Annotated in this window: 17 protein-coding genes and 2 pseudogenes; 7 read left to right on the top strand and 12 right to left on the bottom strand. The window is 36.8% G+C overall.

Features of this window, described 5'->3' with window-relative positions:
- Positions 1-109: 109 nt before the first annotated feature.
- From trpS to AC1M9K_RS09455, 4 genes and pseudogenes are all read left to right on the top strand, one after another.
- On the top strand, positions 110-1123 hold the full coding sequence (gene trpS, locus AC1M9K_RS09470) for a tryptophan--tRNA ligase (RefSeq protein WP_481588074.1): 1014 nt from the start codon (positions 110-112) through the stop codon (positions 1121-1123).
- A gap of 388 nt (positions 1124-1511) precedes the next feature.
- Entirely contained in the window at positions 1512-2150 is a 639-nt protein-coding gene (locus tag AC1M9K_RS09465; RefSeq protein ID WP_481589123.1) for a YqiJ family protein, read from the top strand.
- 18 nt (positions 2151-2168) lie between these two features.
- On the top strand, positions 2169-3878 hold the full coding sequence (locus AC1M9K_RS09460; RefSeq protein WP_481589122.1) for a flotillin family protein: 1710 nt from the start codon (positions 2169-2171) through the stop codon (positions 3876-3878).
- A 169-nt stretch (positions 3879-4047) separates the two neighbouring features.
- A pseudogene (locus tag AC1M9K_RS09455) lies at positions 4048-4786 on the top strand (sulfite exporter TauE/SafE family protein).
- Between the two features lie 31 nt (positions 4787-4817).
- Here AC1M9K_RS09455 and AC1M9K_RS09450 read toward each other — a convergent pair.
- A complete protein-coding gene (locus AC1M9K_RS09450; protein WP_481589121.1) occupies positions 4818-5405 on the bottom strand; it encodes a 1-acyl-sn-glycerol-3-phosphate acyltransferase in 588 nt (195 codons plus the stop codon).
- 194 nt (positions 5406-5599) lie between these two features.
- Positions 5600-7201, bottom strand: a complete 1602-nt coding sequence (locus AC1M9K_RS09445; RefSeq protein ID WP_035267987.1) for an isocitrate lyase — start codon at positions 7199-7201, stop codon at positions 5600-5602.
- Positions 7202-7882: 681 nt separating this feature from the next.
- Between AC1M9K_RS09445 and AC1M9K_RS09440 the strand changes: the two genes are divergently transcribed.
- From AC1M9K_RS09440 to AC1M9K_RS09430, 3 genes are all read left to right on the top strand, one after another.
- Entirely contained in the window at positions 7883-8875 is a 993-nt protein-coding gene (locus AC1M9K_RS09440; protein ID WP_035268043.1) for a LysR family transcriptional regulator, read from the top strand.
- Positions 8876-9016: 141 nt separating this feature from the next.
- Entirely contained in the window at positions 9017-10339 is a 1323-nt protein-coding gene (gene paeA, locus AC1M9K_RS09435; RefSeq protein ID WP_035267989.1) for a polyamine export protein PaeA, read from the top strand.
- A 337-nt stretch (positions 10340-10676) separates the two neighbouring features.
- Positions 10677-12014 carry a CitMHS family transporter gene (locus AC1M9K_RS09430; protein WP_092767019.1) on the top strand — a complete coding sequence of 446 codons (1338 nt, stop codon included), beginning with the start codon at positions 10677-10679 and terminating at the stop codon, positions 12012-12014.
- A gap of 58 nt (positions 12015-12072) precedes the next feature.
- On the opposite strand, the gene AC1M9K_RS09425 is transcribed toward AC1M9K_RS09430, so the two are convergent.
- From AC1M9K_RS09425 to AC1M9K_RS09380, 10 genes and pseudogenes are all read right to left on the bottom strand, one after another.
- A complete protein-coding gene (locus AC1M9K_RS09425; RefSeq protein ID WP_481589120.1) occupies positions 12073-13611 on the bottom strand; it encodes a TolC family protein in 1539 nt (512 codons plus the stop codon).
- Positions 13608-15740, bottom strand: a complete 2133-nt coding sequence (locus tag AC1M9K_RS09420; protein WP_481589119.1) for a peptidase domain-containing ABC transporter — start codon at positions 15738-15740, stop codon at positions 13608-13610. Before AC1M9K_RS09420 ends, AC1M9K_RS09425 begins: the two co-directional genes overlap by 4 nt.
- A gap of 11 nt (positions 15741-15751) precedes the next feature.
- Complete coding sequence (locus tag AC1M9K_RS09415) at positions 15752-17020, bottom strand: HlyD family secretion protein (RefSeq protein WP_481589118.1); 1269 nt, start codon at positions 17018-17020, stop codon at positions 15752-15754.
- 235 nt (positions 17021-17255) lie between these two features.
- A complete protein-coding gene (locus tag AC1M9K_RS09410; RefSeq protein ID WP_481589117.1) occupies positions 17256-19043 on the bottom strand; it encodes a cholesterol oxidase substrate-binding domain-containing protein in 1788 nt (595 codons plus the stop codon).
- A gap of 94 nt (positions 19044-19137) precedes the next feature.
- A complete protein-coding gene (locus AC1M9K_RS09405; protein ID WP_035268003.1) occupies positions 19138-19476 on the bottom strand; it encodes a hypothetical protein in 339 nt (112 codons plus the stop codon).
- 137 nt (positions 19477-19613) lie between these two features.
- Positions 19614-20360: a twin-arginine translocase subunit TatC gene (tatC, locus tag AC1M9K_RS09400; protein WP_051586588.1), complete on the bottom strand. Its 747-nt coding sequence runs from the start codon at positions 20358-20360 to the stop codon at positions 19614-19616.
- Positions 20353-20751, bottom strand: a complete 399-nt coding sequence (tatB, locus tag AC1M9K_RS09395; RefSeq protein WP_481589116.1) for a Sec-independent protein translocase protein TatB — start codon at positions 20749-20751, stop codon at positions 20353-20355. Before tatB ends, tatC begins: the two co-directional genes overlap by 8 nt.
- Positions 20752-20805: 54 nt before the next feature.
- A pseudogene (gene tatA / locus AC1M9K_RS09390) lies at positions 20806-20955 on the bottom strand (twin-arginine translocase TatA/TatE family subunit); the annotation flags it as partial.
- Between the two features lie 245 nt (positions 20956-21200).
- The gene (locus tag AC1M9K_RS09385) at positions 21201-21713 is read right to left on the bottom strand and encodes a hypothetical protein (RefSeq protein WP_180028102.1); all 513 of its coding nucleotides are present in this window, start codon (positions 21711-21713) and stop codon (positions 21201-21203) included.
- 125 nt (positions 21714-21838) lie between these two features.
- The gene (locus tag AC1M9K_RS09380; protein WP_035268008.1) at positions 21839-22747 is read right to left on the bottom strand and encodes an AEC family transporter; all 909 of its coding nucleotides are present in this window, start codon (positions 22745-22747) and stop codon (positions 21839-21841) included.
- Positions 22748-22770 lie beyond the last annotated feature (23 nt).

Genomic DNA, 22770 nt, shown 5'->3' with positions numbered 1-22770 from the left:
TTAATTCGATTCTTTCGATGCTTTATGCTGACATAAAAAAAAATAATGCCGTACAATATTGCGAAATTTTAAAAATTCAGCCCTAGTGTTGATGACTTTGGTATAGAAAATGAGTAATCAAGATAATCGCCCTGTTATTTTGACAGGTGACCGTCCAACTGGACAACTTCATTTAGGCCACTTTGTCGGTTCTTTACGTTCACGAGTAGGTTTGCAAGATTCCCATCACCAACATCTATTATTGGCTGATGCACAAGCTTTTACAGACAATGCTGATAACTTCGAAAAAGTTAGACGTAATATTATTGAAGTTGCAACTGACTATCTCGCTGTTGGGATCGACCCGACAAAAACAACAATTTGCGTTCAATCAAGCTTGCCAGCTTTGAATGAGCTGACCATGCTTTATTTAAACTTTGTCACAGTTTCAAGACTAGAACGAAATCCTACGATTAAGTCTGAAATACAAATGCGTGGGTTCGAGCGTGACATCCCAGCTGGATTCTTATGCTATCCAGTTGCTCAAGCAGCTGATATCACTGCTTTTAAAGCATCGATTGTGCCCGTGGGTGAAGACCAAATTCCAATGATTGAACAAACAAATGAAATTGTTCGTCGTTTAAATCGTCAGATTGGTCAAGAGCTTTTGCCTGAATGTAAGGCACTGCTATCGAATGTTGGTCGATTACCAGGATTTGATGGTAAAGCTAAAATGTCTAAATCATTGGGCAATACAATTGTTTTAGATGCTTCTGATAAAGACATTAAAAAAGCGGTAAATGCTATGTATACAGATCCTAATCATCTTCGTATTGAAGATCCAGGTCAGGTGGAAGGTAATGTTGTATTTACTTATTTAGATGCTTTCGATCCAAAACCAGAAGAAGTAGCAGAGCTTAAAGATCACTATCGTCGTGGTGGTTTAGGTGATGGTACAGTCAAAAAACGCCTTGAAGGTGTTCTAAAAGAGTTGATCACGCCTATTCGTGAACGTCGTATGGAGCTTGCTAAGGATCCTGATTATATTATGGATATCTTAAAAACTGGTACTGACAAATGTCGTGATATTACGCAAGCAACATTAGATGAAGTTAAAGCTGGATTAGGTGTTTTTAAATTTTAATCCCTAAAAAATAAGCACACTTAAAGCCGCATCACATTGCGGCTTTTTTTATGGCTATTTATTAGCCTATTTAAAATTAACCTTCAATTAAACTTATTAACGTAATCTTACACGTTTTAACCCGACTACCAATGAGTTGCTAAATGAAATTGAATATCATTTAATTACTGTTATGAATACCCCCAAAATTCATAACATTTCTCCTTAACCGAAACTGTGTAAGCAGATTCGTTGTTCTGCGCAGTGATCACCCCAATCACTGCGTATTTTTTTTATGTTCAATCCATTCAAAATGAAATCAATATTATATAATTGATAATTACGTCACTTTATTTTATTATTTTGATTAAAATTTGATAAAAATTCTAATATCTATAAGAGACTACCCATGTGGGACATGTTTATAAATCCGTCGAACCTATTCTTCAGTATTAGTATCTGCTTGATGTTTTTTATAGGCATTCTTGAAGTCTTTCTATTAATAACAGGTCTCAGTAGTCAAGGATTTTTAGAGCAATTTCTACCTAGTTCATTAGATTCTTCTCCTGAAATGATCGTTGACCATCAATCTAGTATTTGGATGCAATTTTTAGATTGGCTTTATCTTGGACGTATTCCTGTATTAATTTGGCTGATCATCTTTCTCACGACCTTTTCAATTGTTGGCTTCTTAGCCCAATCTATCATCCATCATGTATTTGGATCATTTTTAACAGTCTGGCTCATTACTCCACTGGTACTTGTGGTCTGTATGCCATTCGTACGGCTATTCTCAAGATGGATAGCAAAAATCATCCCTAAAGATGAAACCACAGCAATTCATAGCGACGATTTAATTGGACTTCGAGCAGAAATCATTTTAGGCACTGCTCGACTGCACTATCCTGCGCAAGCAAAACTCAAAGATCGCTTTGGTCAAACACATTACATTTTGGTCGAACCTGAAGCTGACGAAATATTCCTACAAGGTCAGCAAGTCTTACTTACACAACGTAGTCTCAAAGGCTTTCATGCCATTTCACAATAAATCAACTTAGAGAAAGAAATGTTTAGTTCAAGTTTTTATCAAATTATTATAATTGCAGGACTTATTGTCATTGCGCTGGTTGTCATCGGAACCATTATTGCAAGACTATATAAACGCTCAAGCAAGGAAGTTTCATTTGTCAGAACTGGTTTTGGTGGGGAAAAAGTTATATTAGGAGGCGGTGCAATTGTACTTCCTGTTTTACATGAAGTCATTCCTGTTAATATGAATACCCTTCGTTTAGAAGTTAAACGTGCAGCTGATCAAGCCTTGATTACGCGTGACCGAATGCGTGTAGATGTGATGGCTGAGTTCTATGTTCGTGTTAAGCCAACAGCTGAATCAATTGCTACCGCAGCACAAACTTTGGGTCAAAAAACCATGTCACCAAATGAATTAAAAGATTTGGTTGAAGGTAAATTTGTAGATTCCCTGCGTGCAGTAGCAGCAGAAATGGCTATGGAAGAGTTACATGAAAAACGTGTCGACTTCGTACAGAAAGTTCAACAAGTTGTTTCAGAAGATCTGTTCAAAAATGGTTTAGAACTCGAAACTGTATCTTTAACAGGACTTGATCAGACCAGCTTTAAATTTTTTAACCCACAAAATGCATTTGATGCAGAAGGTTTGACAAAATTAACAGAAACTATTGAAGATCGCCGAAAAAAACGTAACGATATTGAACAAGATGCTGACTTAGCCATTAAAGCAAAAAATTTAGAAGCTGAACAAGCACGCCTTCAAATCCTGCGTGAAGAAGAATACGCAAAGATGCAACAAGAGCGTGAAATTTCGATTCGAAAAGCTGAACAACTTGCTGAAATTGCAACACAAGAAGCTGCCAAAAAACGTGAGGCAGAAGAAGCACAAATCGCTGCAGAACGTGAAATTGAATTAAAACGTATTTCAGCTGCACGTGATGTCGAAAATCAAAATATTCAAAAAGCACAAATTATTGAACAAGCGCAAGTAGAACAAAAGAAAACCATTGAACTTGCGGAACAAGATCGCGCAATCGCGATTGCCGAGAAATCTCGTGCTGAATCTGAAGCCAAAGCACTTGCTGACCAAGCTCGTGCGCAAGCAGTGAAAGCTGAGGAAGAAGTTGTGACTGTTCGTGAAACACAGCGAGCTGAGCGTATTAAAGCGGTTGAACTTGTTGCTGCAAAACAGGCTGCAGAAACTGATGCTATTTCAATTACTGTGGCTGCCGAGGCATCAAAACAAGCTGCTGTAGATGAGGCTGAAGCTGTTCGTACTGCGGCTGAAGCAGAAGCTGAAAAAGTCCGCTTAAAAGCTAAAGGTGAAGCTGATGCTAAAATTCTTTTGGCTCAAGCTTTAGAAAAACAATACCAAGTCGATGCTGAAGGGACACGCGCAGTCAATGAAGCAAATAATATCTTGTCGAGTGAACAAGTTGAGATGCAAATTCGTTTGGCGCTTTTAAAGTATTTGCCTGAAATCATCCGTGAAAGTGTTAAACCAATGGAAAATATTGATGATATCAAGATATTACAAGTGAATGGTCTGGGTGGCATTACTGGCGCCACGACTTCAGCTGATCAAGCAGATCAATCACAATCTGTTGCACTTTCAGACCAAGTGGTGAATAGCGCACTCAGATATCGTTCACAAGCCCCTCTTATTGACAGCTTAATGAGTGAACTCGGTATTCAGGGTGGAGACATCAACGGTCTTACACAAAACCTAAAACCTAAAACCAATTAATGATAAAAGCCCTGATTTTCAGGGCTTTTATTCGCTTTACTGCTAGCTATTGCTTTTCTTATTATTTTTAAGATAACAAATATTATTTTAGGATTGATCAGTTTTCCCTACCCGACGATCTCATGCATTTTTCTTTTACTCCTGCTTCAGCAATTGATGCAGTCACCTTATGACGTTATGTATCTTTATTCTAGGCGCAATTTTTGCTGGATTTATTCAAGGTCTCACAGGTTTTGCCTTCGCTCTTATTGCGATGTCTTTTTGGGTATGGATTCTACCGCCTCAGATCACCGCCCCCTTGGTCGTTTGTGCATCACTATGGTGTCATATCATTTCAATGTATAAAGAACCAAGAACCTTTATAAAGCCCTCTATCGTTTGGGTCTATATTATCGCTGGCTTAATTGGGGTACCTTTGGGTACTTTTTTGCTTCATTATATCAATGCAGACACGTTCAAATTACTACTTGGGATATTTTTATTAATTTGGTGTCCACTCATGTTCTTTAGCCCCCAACTACATTGCTTAAAAGATACCGAACTCAGGATGGACGGCTTGATTGGTTTTTTGGGTGGAATTTTAGGTGGGCTCGGTGGATTCTGGGGGTGCAATTCCCTCAGCTTGGGTGATGCTAAAACAACTTCCTAAACATGAGCAACGCAACATTCTTCGACATTTTAATTTCGCCATTCAACTGTTTACTTTGCTCATCTATTTATTTAACCAGACCATTAACGTAAATCACTTGTCCTATTTGTGGATTTTGATCTTCACGGTCAGCCTACCAGCGATCATTGGAGCAAAAATTTTTTATCAAATATCTGAGCAAAAATTTAAGTCGATTGTCTTAACTTTATTGTTTTTTTCAGGCTTTATTTTAACCTTAAACGCAATTTTCTTGTATTAAAAAAGGCAGATTGTTCTGCCTTCTCCATATATTAACTGTTGTGTGAATATCGTTGGTCAACACTAAATTTTTCGGGGAATTTAGCTGAAATCTTTGAATAAAATTCCATAATTTCTGCCATATCCACTTCTATATCTCCAGTAGGATAAATAATTTTACCTACACCGCATTTTTTTTGACTGTAATCCATATATGCTAAAGCGATTGGGACATTCGCTGTAATTGCCACATGGTAAAAACCCGTTTTCCATTTTTCTTGTTTTGACCTTGTTCCCTCGGGCGTCACCAACATGACCAATTTTGGATGATCTTTAAAAAGATCTGCCATTAATTGCACCATGCTTGGTCTTTCCTTTCCCTCTTTCTTTGGTCGGCGATTAATTCCGATCCCTCCCATAGCCCGGACAAAAGGACCAAATGGAAACTTCATATAGCTGTCTTTAATTGTAATTCTGACATTTACACCTAAAGCTTTGAGCGCTAATCGCGCGTATAAAGCATCCCAGTTACTGGTGTGTGGTGCAGCAATCATGACACATTGGTCTAAATCTAAGGGCCAATGGTTATCAATTTCCCAACCTAATGCATTTAAACTCTGTTCAGCAAATTTTTCAAACATATAAATATACAAATGTAAATTTTCGGGATTGTAACAGCTTTGGCATTACTTTTATTCAAAATATGTATTAGGTTTTACTACCGCTGTTTTTCTATCTATACATCAATTAAATTGGCTCATGTATTTAGTTAAATAATTTCATTAACAATAAAAAAACCCTGCTTACGCAGGGTTTTTTTGAATTAGTTCAGTGCTTATGCAGAGAATTGGTTCATTGTATTTTTCGCATCGTCACCCGCTTTAAGCGCGTTGTCGCCAGCGAAGATTTCTTTATGGTCATCACCGATGTCTGAACCAGCCATTGCTTGATGTTTAACACAAGCGATACCACCACGGATTTCTTTACGTTGTACACCAGCAACATAAGCCAACATACCTTCAGAACCGAAGTAACCTTCTGCAAGCTCATGTGTAGAAAGCGCAGCAGTGTGGTAAGTCGGAAGTGTAATCAAGTGATGGAATACACCTGCTTCACGAGAAGCATCAGCTTGGAACGTACGGATCTTCGCATCAGCATCAGCAGCTAATTCAGTATTGTCATACTCAGCGCTCATTAACTTAGCACGGTCGTAAGCAGATACGTCTTTACCTTCAGCAACCCAACGGTCGTAAGCTTGTTGACGGAAGTTTAACGTCCAGTTGAATGATGGTGAGTTGTTATAAACAAGTTTTGCATTTGGCACAACTTCACGTACACGGTTCACCATGTGAGCGATTTCTTCAACGTTTGGCGTTGCAGTTTCGATCCAAAGAAGGTCAGCACCGTTCTGTAAACTTGTTACACAGTCAAGTACAACACGGTCAATTTGAGTACCTTCACGGAATTGATATAGACCAGAAGCTAAACGCTTAGGACGGTGTAATTTACCATCACGTTTGATTAGGATTTCGTCTTCTTGCGCTTCTGAAATATCAATTTCAGTAGTGTCTAAGTAGCTGATGTATTGAGAAGCGATATCGCCTGGCTCTTTAACCACTGGGATTTTTTGAGTCAAGTCAGCGCCTTCAGAGTCAGTACGTGCAACGATGATACCGTCGTCAAGACCCATTTCTAAGAATGCATAGCGAAGTGCATGGATTTTCGCAATGAAGTCTTCGTGTGGAACAGTTACTTTACCTGCTTGGTGACCACATTGTTTCGCGTCAGAAACTTGGTTTTCGATTTGAAGTGCACATGCACCCGCTTCGATCATTTTCTTTGCAAGTAAGTAAGTTGCTTCTTCGTTACCGAAACCAGCATCGATGTCGGCAATAATTGGCACAACGTGAGTTTGGAAGTTGTCGATTTGTGAAGTGATTTCAGCAGCTTTAGCAGTATCACCCGCTTCTTGCGCTTTTTTAAGTGCACGGAATAAGTCGTTTAATTCTTTTGCGTCTGCTTGACGTAAGAATGTGTAGATTTCTTCGATCAATGCAGGAACTGAAGTTTTTTCGTGCATAGATTGGTCAGGAAGTGGACCAAACTCAGAACGAAGTGCAGCAACCATCCAACCAGAAAGGTAGATGTAACGGCGTTCAGTAGTGCCGAAGTATTTTTTGTTCGCAATCATTTTTTGTTGTGCGATGAAACCATGCCAGCAACCCAAAGATTGAGTATATTTGCTAGAATCAGCATCATAAGCAGCCATATCACGACGCATAATCGCAGCTGTGTATTTCGCAATATCTAAACCAGTTTTGAAACGGTTTTGAAGTTGCATACGTGCAGCATCTTCAGGACTGATGTCTGCCCAAGTGTTGCCGAATTTTGCTTTTAATTCGCGGATTGCATCAATCGCTGTTTGGTATGTAGTCATGATATTTTACCCTGTATATAATTTTAGGATTTATCAATCGAAGGACTAAATCTACTCGGTATTAATTGTTCAGATTTAGAGCGCTTCGTTGCTATGGACTTAGCTTAGATTGACTCTAGAAATTAATCCAATATTTTCGTTTAATTCTCAGTATTTATTTAAAAAATATGTAGATTAAAGTCGTAATATAAATGAAATACCATTCTATAAATTATTGATTTTAATAAAATTTATAAAATAAGCATTTGTACACTTTTAACACAATTTGAGTGATTCTTATTCATTAGACTTAAGTATCAAGCTCACAATTACGTTTAATTTTTCTTCAAACATCTTTAGATTTTAACCTTCAATTGACTTTTCTGACAGAGCATCGTTAATAAACTGTTAGTTTTAAATGAATATTTTTTAAACTGTGAACCATATTGATGGAATTACCAATAAAGCATTTAAATTGAGATAAACCTAAAAACAATTTAGAACATAGCATGGTAATTTCAAAAACAACTAAAGCCCTATTTCTTAAATAAATGTATAGGGTCTGTCTTATGACAAAAAAAACGTAAATTTGATGAATATATGTTAAATTCTGCTGAAAAAATCAGCATAAAAACACACAAACCTAAGCGCTTATGGCATAATTCCCCACGATTTCAAAAATTTATTTTCGGTATTTTTTTTATGAATCTTGAGCGGGTTGATCTCAATCTATTAATTTACTTAGATGTTCTTTTGCGAGAGAAGAATGTTACACGTGCAGCAGAACAATTGGGTGTTACTCAGCCTGCAATGAGTAATATTTTACGTCGTCTTCGTAACTTATTTAATGATCCGCTTTTAATTCGCTCTTCTGAAGGAATGACTCCTACAGAAAGGGCTTTAGAACTACAGCCTCGTATTCGTGATGCTCTTTCTGATCTATCTATGATCTTAGAACCACGAACAGAATTTAGACCTTATACGTCAAACCGTGTTTTCCGCATCATGACTTCAGATTATGCTGAAGCTACACTTGTGCCTCGCTTAGTTAAGGCTCTGCGTTCAGAAGCACCAAATGTTGTTTTAGATTTTCTAACACCTAGTGATGTATCTTATCGTGATATGGAACAAGGTAAAGTTGATCTTGCCATCAACCGTTTCAACGAAATACCGCAAAGTTTTCATCAGGTTCTGGTGTGGCGTGACAGCTTTTCATGCTTACTGAATAATAAGCATCCTGCCGTCAATAATTTGAATCTTAAAAGTTATCTAGATGCGCAACATATCTGGGTTTCTAAAACTGGGATGGGTGTAGGATTTGGTGTTAACCCAGAGAAACAAGCCGGTTTAGGTTGGATTGATCAAGCTTTAGAGCGTATTGGTCAAAAACGCAAAATTTCGGTATTTACACGTCATTATCAAATGCCAGGTTTATTAGCGTCTAATGTCGATCTCATTGCGACATTACCGACGAAAATCGCTCGCCTACAAGCTAAAAGTCAAAACTTGATGCTCAAAGACCCTCCTTTTTACATTCCTGAATTTGAACTCAAAATGGCGTGGTGCCCTCTATTACATCATCATCCTGCTCATCGTTGGTTACGTCAGTTGATTTTATATGTTGCTCGTCAAATGACTGAGGAAGAAAATCGTGAATTTCTTTCAAATAACAATACCCACTTCTCACAATTTTGATTGAGTAGAGCTGATTTAAATCAATACTTTAAAATTTTTTACTCAATAACTATGATATTGAGGTAGTGTAAAAATTCACTACCTCTATGTTTTTTGTGATAAAACTTTCCTCATAAATAATTTAAAAACAAAGGTGTTCGTGTGAGCCTCTTTCAGAATTTCGTGATCATTATGATTTTGATTGCTGGAGCTGGATTCTTATCATTAAGTGAAATCGCACTTGCAGGATCACGTAAAGTGAAACTGAAAATTTTGGCTGAGTCTGGTGATGATCGTGCACAAAAAGTGCTTACGCTTCAAGAGAATTCAGCTGATTTCTTTGCTGCCTCGCAAATCGGCTTAAATGCTATTGCAATTTTGGGGGGGATTTTAGGTGAAGCTGCATTTAGACCTTATTTTGTGATTTTGGTCGATCGTTTCTATGATGGTCCTTGGTCACAATCAATTGGTTTTGCATTGTCATTTACTTTAGTGACATCACTGTTTATTTTATTTGCTGATCTTATGCCTAAACGATTGGCAATGATTGCACCTGAAAAAATCGCTGTCTCTTTAATTAATCCTATTCAGGTATTCATTACTGTTTGTCGTCCATTAGCTTGGTTTATCAATGCAATTGCCAACCTCTTATTCCGTTTATTCAAAGTAAATACTACTCGTGATGATAATATTACTTTTGATGATATTTCCGCGGTAATGGATGCAGGAGCACAAGCAGGTGTCTTACAAAAACAAGAACATCACTTTATTGAAAATGTATTTGAACTTGAAGAACGAAATGTTCCTTCGAGCATGACTACACGTGAAAACGTAGTTTTCTTTACCATCAATGAATCAGAAGAAAGTATTCGTCAAAAACTGGCTGAATTTCCCTATTCAAAATATTTAGTCTGCAATGAAAATATTGATCAAGTGATTGGCTATGTTGATGCTAAAGATATCTTGATTCGTATTTTAAATAATCAAAAATTTAATCAGTTGAATGAATCCACTATCCGTAATGTATTAACGATACCAGATACACTTACACTGTCAGAATTACTTGATCGCTTCAGATCTAGTAAAGAAAAGTTTGCCGTTGTGATCAATGAATATGCCTTGGTGGTTGGTGTTATTACCCTATCTGATATTATGATTACCGTGATGGGTGACTGGGTTACGCCAACGGATGAAGATCTTCAAATTATCAAGCGGGATGATCATTCTTGGCTGATTGAAGGCAGTACACCCATTGAAGATGTCAAGCATGCATTAGAAATTGATGAAATGCCTGATGATGAAAACTATGAAACTTTAGCTGGGTTTATGATGTTTAAACTTCGTAAGATTCCACGTCCTGCTGATAGTGTAGTATTTAATGGTTATAAATTCGAGGTGGTCGATGTTGACCATTTTAAAATTGACCAACTACTCGTGACCAGATTACTTGATGAAAAAGCAGAATTAGAATCAACTGTTGAATAAGACACTATCCACCACTCAGGTGGATTTTTTTATTCAGTTTATCTAATTAAACTTGAGATTTTTCGCCTTCAAAAATTATTAAAATTAGAATTTATACTCAACTTTTATTACAACTATCACACTTAAAAATCATGCTTAATGTCTCCAATCACAAAATATAAATTCTAAACTTATGAATTTTAACTACTATTTTTTATAAAAATTATGGTTATTTTAATATTTTCTAAACAATATTTAGTTTAATCATAAATTTCTCTAAGATGGTCGGCGTTTTCGAAGATAACAAATACTGTAATAGAAACAATATTGATTAAAACGCTAATCTAAGGATAGATCCATGTTGACCTTGCTTGGTTTGGGCATGATTTTGTGCTTTATGTACCTCATTATGTCTAGACGTATGACTCCCCTCGTCGCACTCACGCTTATTCCCGTTCTTTTTGCGCTAATTGCATATGGATTAGGTTTTTTTGTAGATAGTTTGAACCATATTCAACTTAATGAACTTGGTGAAATGATGTTAGATGGTGTTAAAAAGTTAGCACCTACCGGCGTCATGTTGCTATTTGCTATCTTGTATTTTGCCATCATGATTGATACAGGTTTATTCGATCCATCAGTGAAATTTATTCTCAGATTGGTAAAAGGTGATCCCCTCAAAGTAGTATTAGGTACGATTACCTTAACATTGATCGTGTCTTTAGATGGTGATGGCTCTACCACTTATATGATCTGTGTTGCTGCCATGTTACCGCTTTACAAGCGATTAGGCATGAGCCCTTTAATTATGGCCTGTCTCATGATGTTAGCCAGTGGAATCATGAATTTAACGCCATGGGGTGGACCTACTGCACGTGCGGCAAGTGCACTCCATGTAGATCCTAGCGATGTGTTTGTTCCTATGATTTTACCGATGCTGTTCGCCATTGGTTGGTTGTACTTTTTAGGAACCATGTATGGCCGAATGGAGCGAAAAAGATTAGGCATCATGGAATTGGATATTAGCCATGGCGACAATATTCAAATTTCATCAAACCCAGAGGCAAATCGAGCGCATTTGAGATGGTTCAATGGATTATTGACTCTTGCACTAATGGCCAGCCTAGTCATGGGTATTTTGCCTATGCCTATTTTATTTATGATTGCATTGTGTATTGCTTTAGTCGTGAACTATCGTGATATTGATATGCAAAAAAGCTTAGTCGCTCATCATGCTGGTAGTGCTTTAAATGTCGTTGGTATTATTTTTGCCGCTGGTATTTTTACAGGTTTACTCACTGGCACGGGTATGGTCGATGCCATGTCAAAAGAGTTAGTAGCGATTATTCCAGATAGTATGGGTCCATATTTGGCACCAATCACAGCCGTTTTAAGCATGCCTTTAACGTTCTTTATGTCAAATGATGCTTTTTACTATGGTGTTCTGCCCATCTTATCTGAAGCTGCAGCACATTATGGCATCTCTCCTGTGGAAATGGCTCGTGCATCGATTGTTGGTCAACCCGTTCATCTGCTCTCACCCTTAGTTCCATCTACCTTTTTACTCTGCGGGCTTGCTGGGATTGAGTTTGGTCAACACCAAAAATTTACCATTAAATGGGCGATTATTACGTGCTTAGTGATGCTTGCAAGTGGATTAATATTTGGGATGTTCCCATTCTATTCTGCTATTTAATCGTATCTCGAGTTTCGGAGTGATTTTTTGATCACTCCAATCTCTTATTTATAAAGACTTATTGAGCTTGAGTCTCATTCCAAATATTCAAGTTCCCCATGTTAGATAGAAGTTGATACCTCACCACTAAAAACTCTGTCAACAAGGTGGAATAATTCATTTTTGCTTCACTCAACACATTCTGAGCATTAAGCACTTCGAGTAAATTTCCTACACCCGCTTTATAACGTCCTTGGGCGACTTCATAGGCTTCTGAAGCACTTTGATTCAATATCGTTAGCGCCTTAATATTGTCATGGATTGCATTTAGCTCATTATAGCTTTTCCAGATTTCAGCATTAATTTCAAGCTTCAATCTTTCTTGCTCTAATTGCTTTAATTTTAAGTTTTCTTGAGCAACGACAATTTGATTTTTTCGATTATAACCATCAAACAATGGGAAATTGACTTGCACACCTGCTTGTAGAGATTGGCGATCACTGCCATAACTGTCACTCGTTTGTTTTTGCTGATCATAAATGCCGTTAAAACTAACAGATGGATATCTAGACCGCTGTATTGCCTTAATTTTATTTTCAGCTGCGAGTGAATCATATTGTGCAGCTTTAAACTTTGGATGCATTTTTTCAGCATCCTGAATGAGGATTTCAATCGGTTTAAGATCTAGCTCTTTTGGAATTTTTAATTGATTATTAATTTTGAAATTTTGGTATGCAGGCTCACCCATTAATGATGCTAAAAGTCCTTTTGCTATTTTTAAATCACCTGAAAATTTAGTTTGATCTGACTTTACTTTCGCCAAATTTGCGGACATTTGTAATGCATCTGATTTGATACCAACACCCGCACGATATCGAGCATTTGCAATTTCATAGTTTTTTTCTGCAAGTACAACCAACTCATTAATATTATTTAACTTTAACTCAGCCTGAATAATTTGATAATAAGTCGAAATCGTTTTGATGATCATATTTTGCAAAGCAACATCATGCTGTGCCAAAGACATCGCTAATAATTTTTCGGCTTCTTCTGCTTGATAAAATCGACTACCAAAATCATAAAGTAGCCAATTGGCTCTTATTCCAAGTCCGTAACGGCGTAAGTCAGTGTCATAACTCAAAACAGGACGATCTTTTACTTGATTATCATCACGTGACCAATCGTAATTCAAGGTGCTATTCACTTGAGGATAATAATTTGCTTTAGAGATTTTAAGCTGAGCAGCTTGAATACGCGTTTGTACCCAAGTACTTTTTGTCTCAGGATTACGACAAACTGCACGTTCAATGGCATCAATCAGTTCTATTGGCTGTTCATTCTTGAGATTATTTTGAGATAAACAATATTGAGGTTGACTTAACATTTTCTGATTTTGAAGATCAAGTGACACATTTTGATTGAGTTGTTGTTCTATTTCCTTACGTTTTGTCTCATTCTCACGGGCTTTACGCTGAACCGTGAGCTCATCAAACCATAATGTCTCGCGCTGTTTTTTTAGATTTGGAGTCAGTTTTGACAACCAACTCTCTGCATAAGCCAACGAACTATGTCCGAATAGTGACCCAACAACAATGAAAGCGATGTATGTAATTTTCATTTAGATTGCAAATCCTTGGTCAACATATCACGGACAATCACGCCATCTTGTAAAGCGATAATCCGCTCAGCAGATGAAATCGTTTCTGGACGGTGTGCAATAATCAATTTGGTAATATTTAAATGCTTGAGATTTGCATTGACCTCTTGTTCTTTTAATACGTCTAAACTACTGGTCGCCTCATCCATAAATAAAATCTTTGGTTTTTTATAGATAGCACGAGCCAATAAAATTCGTTGTTTTTGTCCTCCTGACAACATATTACCAATATCACCTACTAAGGTTTGATATCCCATTGGCATACGGCTAATGTCATCATGAATTGCGGCATAGGCTGCACATTCTTGTACCCATTGCATGTCTGGATTTGAATCAAAAAAGCAAATGTTTTCTGCGATTGAACCAGCAAATAGAATGTCATCTTGTAACACTGTCGCGACTTGATCTCGCACAGCGTTTAATCCTAATTGTTCAAAGTCACGCCCCATGATTTTGACTTCACCTTCATTCTGCTTAAATACGCCTAACAGAACATGTAGCAATGTGGTCTTACCGCAACCTGTTTCCCCGACAATGGCGACAGATTGATTTTGGGGAATCTTAAAACTAATCCCCTTGAGTACATAAGGGTCATTTTCTGAATATTTAAAGTGCAGATTTTCGACTTCAATTGCATTATCAACCTGATCTACATTTGTGATTTCAGCATCACCGTATAATTTTTCTTGTTCTGTTAACACAATATCGGATAAACGCTCTACATCAATTTGAAGCATTTTAACTTCGATAAACTTATCGATTAGTCCTGCAACCCGACTATCAAATTGGCCTTTATACGCCATAAATGCCATCAGCACACCAACTGTAAAATTACCCTCCAATACCAATGTGGCACCTAACCAAATAATTAGAATGTTCTGAATCCCAAATAGCACTCCATTTGCCAATGAGAATCCCAACCCCAGCTTTTGGGTCGTTAATCCAGCATTGACTTGATTGACCATAAGATTTAACCAAGTCGAACGGCGAACATCTTGTCGTTGGAACAGTTTTATGGTTTTAGCTCCACGCACAGTTTCCATAAAATGGCTGCTTTGCTTCGCTGCATGAATAATCTGCGCTTCAGTCGCTCGTTTCAAAGGTGCATACCAAATCCATCGGATTAAGGCGTATAAGCCCATAGTAAAAATTGCAATCCAAGCTAACTTCGGACTGTATACAAACATTAAAATCAACGTAAATACAGTCATTAATCCATCAAGAATCGCAGCTAAGAACGTTGTGGTGAGCGTGGTTTGAATGTTTCCAATTGATCCAAATCGTGAAACAATGTCACCGAGTGATCGTCTTTCAAAATAAGAGACAGGAACATTAATCATGTGATTAAAGACGTTGGCTTGCCACTGCACACTTAAATGTGTGCTCATATACATCATGATCCAAGAACGAAGTAGCCCGATAAACTGCTGAAGTAACATTAACATGCCAAAGCCAATAGCCAGTATCGTTAAGAGATCCCGATCTGCAGATACGATCACATGGTCGATCACCCATTGCATAAAGAATGGGCTAATTAATGAAAAAACTTCTAAGGCTAAAGCCAAGATCAAAATTTGCCCGAGAGATTTCCATAAACCACGAACATGACCAATTAGACCTTTAAGCTGAATCTGATTTTTATCTTCTTTTTTTTCAAATTCAGTATCTGGCCAAAGCTCTAATGCAACACCCGTAAAATGTTCAGATACCTCATTGAGTGTCAGTACACGTTTACCAAATGCTGGATCTAAAATCGTGACTTTATTGGCACTGACTTCTTGCAACACCACAAAGTGGTTGAAATCCCAATGTAAAATACATGGGGTTTTAAGCTGATCTAAATCTTCTAAATCCAGCTTTAATGGGCGTGTTACCATTTTCAACTGATTACTAATTTTGATCAGCTGATTGAGATTTGAACCCTTTTGAGAAACTGAAAAACGGCGTCTTAACGTTAATAAATCAGACTCATAGCCATAATAATGCGCAATCATCGCAATACAGGCTAATCCACATTCTGTCGCTTCCGTCTGTAAAATGGTTGGAATTTTCCGTCCAAATCCAAGAGAAATTTTGTCTAATATCTGCATGTTATTTCTTCTTATATCTTGCCCGTGATGCTATATAACGGTTCGAGTACCCATTCATATAGTTTTCTTTTTTCTTGCATGATATCTGCATCAAAGGCCATGCCCACTTTAAGAGGCTTACTTTCACCATAGGCTTTTACAAACTGTTGTTCTAATTTGACTTTGACTAAATACACAGGTTCACTTTGGTTAAATGTTACACCCTGACTTAACTCGCCTAAATTGGTCAGTTCTTGTGGGTTCATCGTCGTCGCTGAGATTGAATGAATCACACCTTCACCTTGACCAAATTTTTGGTAAGGATAGGCTTGAAAACGAAGTTTTACGGTTTGACCAGTCCTTATAAATCCAATTGCTGAACTGGGTACAAAAAGATGTGCTTCTAAATAAGAAGGCGTCGGAACAATATTCATAACAGGAATATTAGGAGAAATAAACTGACCAACCTCTGCATTAATCGATGCTATTTTTCCTGTCGCATTGGCTTGTAATAGCAAACTATCCCGCGCTTTATTTTCTAAAAATTCTTGCTGATTCGAAGCTAATTGACGATCGACCAAAGTCAGCTCACTTTCCAACTTCGATGCTAGTCCTTGCTGAGCCAATAATTTATTTTCTAATTCAGCTTGTTTAGTATTTTTTTCACGCTCATAACTCTGTAATGCAACTTTTAGGCTGATATAGTTATCTTGCTTCAGTTGATATTCTTCAATCGAAATATATTCTTTATCTTTTAAATCTCGATAACGATGTGCATTTTCTTGTGCAAGTGCTAGACGTTGGCGTTGCTCGGCAATTAAGCCATCTAATTTTATTAAATCTAAACGTATAGATTGAATTTCTGCATTTAATTGTTGAACATTATTTAAATGTAAGTCTTTTAGTTTATTTTTTTCAGTATCTAAACTTTGTTTTTTTAACTCAATTTGTTTTTGTACAGACTCATTATAGTTACCTGTACTATTATAACGCGTCATTTTTAATGTAATTAATGGTGTCCCTTTCTCCACTAATTGACCTTCTTTGACGAATTTTTCACTGACTGTACCCCCTTCAGCACTATAAACTCGGATTAAACCTGTATTAGGAATCAATAATCCTTTAACACTCGTCCTCTTCGTATAGCTTCCAAAAAAAATAAAACTCACTAATAAAACAGTAAAAATGGCGACAACAATCGTGAGTACCGTAAATGAAAATGGTCGAATCAAAATGACTTCACCAATCCACTTTGACTTTTGTGCATCAATCGCTTTGTCTCTAAACAGCTTATTTGTCATATATATTTGTAATTAATTTTTCAAGTACGGGTTTTTATATTGAATTTTCATCAAGTTGACTACATTTCAACAGCGTGCTTAAAAGAGACAAACACAAACCAAAAGTTTTCAATAAAATAGTCATGATCTGTGTTGTCTCCTGTTCTATCCCACACTTCGCTCAGCTAAATCTGCTTTGAATAAACTCAGTTGGATACTGATTTCAATAGATTAAAAACGAAGCGTTCATCTTGTTTTATTTCAAAACTCGATTGACTAAAGGTGCTGTGAACAAAGCATGAGGATCATATTGCTTTAAAATATGACTACTCGACTGAATGGTTAAATGATTAGATTGACCCTGAGCATGGACGCGTGGAATTTCGTAATCGATATAAGTTGAACTATCCCAAGCTTTTTGATTGGTATAGCCCCACCCTTTAGACCATTCTGGTCGCATCAAAGAATCACCTTGATAACGTTGTGACATCCACTCCTCAACTTCTGTGTAAAATTGCGCTGAGAATGGCGTACCTGGCAAGGTTAAAATATCAAACCAAACGGCACAGTCCCATTCAGGATGATCAGGACAAGGTTTAATGGCTGATAATGCTGCTGTTTGAGCGCCGTGAACAATTGAATCTTCTGGATGATCCAAGCCCGTAACTCTAATTTCAACAGGTCCATTCATTGGGAAACGACCCATTTTTTGATATTGCTTCATCTTAATGCCGAAATAATCACAAAAATCAGCAATAACCCGTTGAACGTTTGCACGACTGGTAATGACAGCATAGCCATTTGCCGTAACACGCAAAGTTGTTGGTTTGACATACAGTAAAACGTTTTTTGACGTTCCCCATAAATCATAAGTTTGAGTGGAAGCCAAACCACCAGTCAAAATCGTCGTGATTCCAGATAATGGCGTACCATTTAAACCTAGTTTAGAGATTTCATACTGAGTAAAACCGAAGGTTGGCGTGAGATAAGTACTTTTATTGACGATGATTTTATGAATCAAATCAGTAATAGGTTTGATCAAATTATCTGAGAACCAATAATTGAATGGTTTGACTGTCTGTCGAGCAGTCAAAGGACGATACGGAGTAACAGTCCAAACTTTTAACCAAGGATAATCGGTGAATGGAAACCAAATTGCTTCTGCACGACCAGATTTATCCAGAAAATGAGAGAAGGTACGTCCAGCATGCTTATCTTGAGCGAATAGCTCATTGATATGAATGTCGGTATAGCTTTCACAACGAATATATTGATTTTTTGACGTTTGTAATTGTGCAGATAAAATAAATGCACGACCTATATGAACTAAAAATGCACGAATTTCTGGATCATTTCGCAGGAAGGTTTTCGCAACATATCGACCTTCTCGTTGGTCGAAAACAGCAGCAGTGATCGATACCACTAAATTACTGATCGAACCATAAGTTTGACCTTCTTGTTTTATTTCCCCTACGGCAGGTACACCTGTGCCATGACCATCAATGGCCAACACACCACCCAAAGTTAAATCTCCAGGTGCGGGCACTGCTACAAATCCACGATTACGGTATTCCATTGCGGTTAACAATGCTTCCATTTGAATGCCTGCTTCGGCAGTCACAATACCTTTTGCATCAATACTGACTTTGTTGATATGCGTTGGCATATCAATCAATAAAATTTTAGTAATCTTGTCTTGATCATCCAACAATAAAGGTGACCAATTATGTGACATCCCTTTGGGTCTGACTTTATAGCCATTTTGATATGCCCAGTTAATGGCTTTTAAAACTTGTTCTTGATTTCTCGGTGATGCTGTCCATGCATTTTCATAACGAGATTCCCCAGACCAATTTTCATATTTCTGTTTAAAAATTGAGATTTCAGTTGGGAAATTTACTAATCTTTCTTGTAAAGGAAAAAACCAAGCTTCTGCCTTTTGTGTTGGAAGCCATGCTGAAACAGCACCAACAGCAGCTAAGCTACCCATTGTTTTTAGAAAGTTTCTTTTATCGTGATCTATTTGTTCTGATGAATTCTGCATTGTTATAGCCACCAAAAGTTTAGCTTTATTATTTCTGTTACTGAAAGCAGACCAGTACTCATGACCAGTCTGCCTTTAACACTTTATTTAAAACTTATGAAAGCCAAGCACGAACGCCATTTAAAGTCGGAAGAAGTTTATATTGACCTTCTGCCTTTTCTTTTTCGTAATGGTTTGGAGTTTCAGCTACATCGCCACCAAGTGCACGACCAAGACCAATTAATGTTTTTGATGCCACTAAACCAGTAGTATCAGCAGCTTGGTGTACTAGCCCTAAACCTACTGCACTAAATACAACACCAACTGATGAAATCAGTTTTGAATTAAGTGTTTGATTGAATAAGTTCACACCGTGGATGATTGAGTCACCAATCAATGTTCCAGCACCAGATACTTCATTGATTTCTTCTTGCTTTAATTCTACTAAGCTCATGATTAAAACCTCGTTATAAAGAATTTATGTTAGATACACCTAACTTTTGTTAAGCACTTTTTAATATACAGAATGAATTGTGTATCTATAATGAAAACTGTATGACACTATTTAATTATTTTGTGATTTATTTAACATTAATTTTGATAATTCGATTGACTCAATATTCTTGAAAATAACAGCCCAATTTCAAATAATAGATAGATCATTGTGCCCCCAATCGCCATTGATAATATGTCTGGCGGCGTTACAAACATGGCAATAAAAAAACAAAAGATAAAAATGTAAGGTCTATTTTTTTGGATGGTCTCAATGTCTACTAATCCAAAATACACCGTGATCATAATGACCAATGGCACTTGAAAAATCAGCCCTAAGACGAAGAAAAACTTAATACAAAACAATAAGTATTGTTGAATATCTGTCATAGGGGTCACACTATCTGGCGAAACTCCAATAAAGAATCCCAATACAGCGGGCAGAATAAAAAAGTATCCCAGTGCAATGCCCGAGTAAAACAACACAATACTTGAGGGAAAAAAGAAAAAGAAAATTTTACGTTCTTTCAGATAAAGCGCATGTTTTAAAAAAACATATAATTTATAAAAAATAAAAGGAAAAAGGATGATCAGCGTGACAAAAAATACCAACTTAATGGGTGCTACAAATGTACTGGTAATATCTGTCGCAATCATATGCGCATTTGCAGGTAATTTAGCTTGTAGAGGCAGTGCGATCGCGTTATAAATTTTGTTCGCGAATGGCACTAATCCAACAAAAATAACTAAAAAGCCGATAACGACATGAATTAAATTTCGCCTAAATTCTTCAAAATAATCAGAAAAATGACTCAGTGTTTTTTTGAGGTCGGAAGTTTCAGACATATCTCACTCCCATTACATGTATATCAACACACGACCAATGCGCTAAATGAGTCATTAGAAAATCTGTTTTATAAGGTGCTGGAACATAAAACTTTTGTATTGGGAAATATTGTTTTTGTTTCTGATCAATTTGATCATCTAGATGCACGAAATATTCCTGCATTTGAGTTTCAAGCTGTTTAACATTCTGAATTTCGTCTTTTAATTCTTCACGAAGTTGATGAAGCTCAAGTTCTAGATCTACTTTCTGTTTAATATCGGATTTTATTTCACTTATTTTTTTCAAGCTTCGAAGCGCAAAACGAATCGCATCGGGTAAACGATCAGGACCCAAGACCACAATTACAATCAGTCCAAGAAAGAGTAGTTCTCCAAACCCAACATCAAACATAGGTTAAAACACCACAATATTGCTTTGAATATTGTTTAAAAAAGATTATTGATGAGTGTCTTTTTTATCTTCGCGAACAGCATCTTTAAAATCTTTTACAGCGCCGCCGACATCTTTGCCAAAATTCTTTAATTTAGCTGTACCGAAAATGACCAAAATAATTATGGCAAATAGTGCGATATGACCAATTGAAAGACCCATCATTATAGTTATCCTTATTTTTTAATATTGCTTAATAATAACAGACCAACAATGCATAGAACTCTTGAAATGTCTAACAATCTCAGCATACATATTTGAGTCTGTTAAGATTTTTTATTCTGCTTTCAAAATATAAGCTACTGATAAAAGTAAAAAAACCGATTTAAGCCTTTGCTTAAATCGGTTTTCAGTCACTTGGTTCGCTAAACTACGTTTTCAATTCTTCGTTTAACTTGAATAATAAAGTATTAGCGACCATAGATTTCTAAAAGTTTATCTAAAGTTGCTTGATAATGAATATCGATATCTTCAGCTAAAATAGCATACGCATTATCTAACTGAACCATTGGCCAGCCTTCTTTCCAAAACGGAAAAATATTGTGTAGATCACGCGTTACGATTGCTTCTTCGCGTGTAATCGCCTGTGCAACCTGCGATAAAACTTGTGCTGTTTCAGCACCATCAATCTCAAGATAATCAATACCACGCGCTTTAAGAATACGAATTCTGTCTTTTTTATATTTAATTTTTTTTGCTTGTGCTTCATTTAAACCTAAAGCAAGTGTCACTGCTTCAACAAACTTTTCTTCAAAAGATTGATGTAATGCAACCAAGGCTTTTTTATGTGCTTCCTGACGCCCCTCTTTACCACCACTACGAATCAGTTTATTCGCCTCAACATTAAGTTCGTCAGATTTCATAGACTGTAAAATATCTAAAATTTCGATATCACTTAAAGATTCAGCATTGTGGTGTGTCATGGGAGTACTTCAATTCAACTTAATCTTGCATTTTCTCATAATTCAACACAAATACATAATCTAATTCAAATTGAATCGATAAGCTTTCAAATGATTCTAAATATTTGGAATTATACTTCTGAGTTTTAATGCAATATTAAAGTCAAAACGATGGGTAGTGTGATTGCAGCACCGATAATTTGCAGACTAATTATGCCAGCCATTAATTGACTGTCACCACCCAATACTTTTGTCAGAATATAAGCAGCTGAAGCCGTTGGTAATGCAAAATATAAAATAAAGATTTGCGTCTCTAAAGCATTGAAGCCCAGCATTTTACAGACCAGCCAAGCCAAAATCGGCATTAAACATAAACGCGATAGCGTGTTGATCATTAGAGGTAATGATTCTTTTTTAAGAGCCACAAATTGCAATGCAGCACCGACACACATTAGTCCCATAGGTAAGCTACATATCGCAAGTTGGTAAATTAATGACTCTGCACCTTTCCATAATGGCAGCCCGGATACATTGTAGAGCACCCCAACCAGACAACCTAAAATTAAAGGATTTTTGAGTAACGATATAATCACTGCGCGAAAATTCATATTTTCATGATCGGTCAGTGCCAATACCGAGATGATATTCACAACAGGAATACTGATCGCCAACAGTAATGCAAAAATCGTCATGCCTTCTGCTGGAAAAAGCGAAGCAACAACTGCTAAACCAATATAGGTATTAAAACGTACATTACTTTGAACATAGACTCCAAATCTTCGTGTTGGGGTCTGAAAAATTCTTTTTAAAATATATAAAACCGCACAAGCAATTGGAAAGACCACGAGTAAAATGACTAAAATTTTACTCACCATCTCCATATGAATATCAGCTTGAGCCAAATTACCAAAAAGCATGGCAGGAAAAAACACAAAATAGTTAAGTTTCTCTGCACCCGCCCAAAACTCGTCTGTTAAATATGATTTCTGTTTAAGAAAATATCCAATTAATATGAGTCCTATCAGCGGCACTAAGGATAAAACAATGCTGTACATAAATGATGAGCCTAATCGAGTGC

Source organism: Acinetobacter sp. 24-47-67 (assembly GCF_056779735.1).
The sequence above is the reverse complement of the archived record's forward strand: the minus strand, read 5'-3'. Positions and strand labels throughout refer to the sequence as shown.

Coding starts and splice junctions, on each gene's coding strand:
- trpS (WP_481588074.1), top strand. CDS start 110: ATGAGTAATCAAGATAATCGCCCTGTTATTTTGACAGGTGACCGTCCA.
- AC1M9K_RS09465 (WP_481589123.1), top strand. CDS start 1,512: ATGTGGGACATGTTTATAAATCCGTCGAACCTATTCTTCAGTATTAGT.
- AC1M9K_RS09460 (WP_481589122.1), top strand. CDS start 2,169: ATGTTTAGTTCAAGTTTTTATCAAATTATTATAATTGCAGGACTTATT.
- AC1M9K_RS09450 (WP_481589121.1), bottom strand. CDS start 5,405: ATGTTTGAAAAATTTGCTGAACAGAGTTTAAATGCATTAGGTTGGGAA.
- AC1M9K_RS09445 (WP_035267987.1), bottom strand. CDS start 7,201: ATGACTACATACCAAACAGCGATTGATGCAATCCGCGAATTAAAAGCA.
- AC1M9K_RS09440 (WP_035268043.1), top strand. CDS start 7,883: ATGAATCTTGAGCGGGTTGATCTCAATCTATTAATTTACTTAGATGTT.
- AC1M9K_RS09430 (WP_092767019.1), top strand. CDS start 10,677: ATGTTGACCTTGCTTGGTTTGGGCATGATTTTGTGCTTTATGTACCTC.
- AC1M9K_RS09425 (WP_481589120.1), bottom strand. CDS start 13,611: ATGAAAATTACATACATCGCTTTCATTGTTGTTGGGTCACTATTCGGA.
- AC1M9K_RS09420 (WP_481589119.1), bottom strand. CDS start 15,740: ATGCAGATATTAGACAAAATTTCTCTTGGATTTGGACGGAAAATTCCA.
- AC1M9K_RS09415 (WP_481589118.1), bottom strand. CDS start 17,020: ATGACAAATAAGCTGTTTAGAGACAAAGCGATTGATGCACAAAAGTCA.
- AC1M9K_RS09410 (WP_481589117.1), bottom strand. CDS start 19,043: ATGCAGAATTCATCAGAACAAATAGATCACGATAAAAGAAACTTTCTA.
- AC1M9K_RS09405 (WP_035268003.1), bottom strand. CDS start 19,476: ATGAGCTTAGTAGAATTAAAGCAAGAAGAAATCAATGAAGTATCTGGT.
- tatC (WP_051586588.1), bottom strand. CDS start 20,360: ATGTCTGAAACTTCCGACCTCAAAAAAACACTGAGTCATTTTTCTGAT.
- tatB (WP_481589116.1), bottom strand. CDS start 20,751: ATGTTTGATGTTGGGTTTGGAGAACTACTCTTTCTTGGACTGATTGTA.
- AC1M9K_RS09385 (WP_180028102.1), bottom strand. CDS start 21,713: ATGACACACCACAATGCTGAATCTTTAAGTGATATCGAAATTTTAGAT.
- AC1M9K_RS09380 (WP_035268008.1), bottom strand. CDS start 22,747: ATGTACAGCATTGTTTTATCCTTAGTGCCGCTGATAGGACTCATATTA.